Below are 1239 nucleotides of genomic sequence, written 5' to 3'. Positions count from 1 at the left end.
CCATTCAGTGTTACCTGAACTTCACCCTGGACATGGGTAGATCACCTGGTTTCGGGTCTACGACCTCATACTCATTCGCCCTATTCAGACTCGCTTTCGCTGCGGCTCCGTCTCATCAACTTAACCTCGCATGAAATCGTAACTCGCCGGTTCATTCTACAAAAGGCACGCCATTACCCATTAACGGGCTTTGACTACTTGTAGGCACACGGTTTCAGGATCTATTTCACTCCCCTTCCGGGGTGCTTTTCACCTTTCCCTCACGGTACTGGTTCACTATCGGTCACTAGGGAGTATTTAGCCTTGGGAGATGGTCCTCCCTGCTTCCGACGGGATTTCTCGTGTCCCGCCGTACTCAGGATCCACTCAGGAGGGAACGAAGTTTCAACTACAGGGTTTTTACCTTCTTCGACGGATCTTTCCAGATCACTTCATTTACCCCGTTCCTTTGTAACTCCATGTTGAGTGTCCTACAACCCCAAGAGGCAAGCCTCTTGGTTTGGGCTAATTCCGTTTCGCTCGCCGCTACTCAGGAAATCGCATTTGCTTTCTCTTCCTCCGGGTACTTAGATGTTTCAGTTCCCCGGGTCTGCCTTCAGTACCCTATGTATTCAGGTAAAGATACTGTTCCATTACGAACAGTGGGTTTCCCCATTCGGAAATCTCCGGATCAAAGCTTACTTACAGCTCCCCGAAGCATATCGGTGTTAGTCCCGTCCTTCATCGGCTCCTAGTGCCAAGGCATCCACCGTGCGCCCTTTCTAACTTAACCGTTAAAAAAGATCTTACAGATGCTTTGAAAAAAATTAATTGCCTTCTATCTATTATCTAGTTTTCAAGGAACAAGCTGTCCCAATCACAACGTGATTGTTTCATTGGTGGAGCCTAGCGGGATCGAACCGCTGACCTCCTGCGTGCAAGGCAGGCGCTCTCCCAGCTGAGCTAAGGCCCCGTTTTGGGAAATGGAATGGTGGGCCTAAATGGACTCGAACCATCGACCTCACGCTTATCAGGCGTGCGCTCTAACCAGCTGAGCTATAGGCCCATTCACATAAATAATAAGCTTCTGCTTCCCAAGCTTATCACGGGATTGCTATTTAATTGAATGAATCACTCATTCAAAACTGAACAAAACAAAAGCGCTCTCGTAATTATCCTTAGAAAGGAGGTGATCCAGCCGCACCTTCCGATACGGCTACCTTGTTACGACTTCACCCCAATCATCTGTCCCACCTTAGG

At 48.7% G+C, this 1239-nt stretch carries 2 tRNA genes and 2 rRNA genes; all 4 read right to left on the bottom strand.

What is annotated here, in order from left to right:
* Positions 1-772 (bottom strand): 23S ribosomal RNA (locus Q8G36_RS28535); the annotation flags it as partial.
* A gap of 104 nt (positions 773-876) precedes the next feature.
* A tRNA-Ala gene (locus Q8G36_RS28530) sits at positions 877-952 on the bottom strand.
* A 16-nt stretch (positions 953-968) separates the two neighbouring features.
* A tRNA-Ile gene (locus tag Q8G36_RS28525) sits at positions 969-1045 on the bottom strand.
* Between the two features lie 116 nt (positions 1046-1161).
* A 16S ribosomal RNA gene (locus tag Q8G36_RS28520) occupies positions 1162-1239 on the bottom strand; the annotation flags it as partial.

The sequence above is a fragment of the Peribacillus frigoritolerans genome (assembly GCF_030676415.1).
Classification (GTDB): domain Bacteria; phylum Bacillota; class Bacilli; order Bacillales; family DSM-1321; genus Peribacillus; species Peribacillus frigoritolerans_A.
This window is presented reverse-complemented; position numbering and strand designations above follow the sequence as displayed.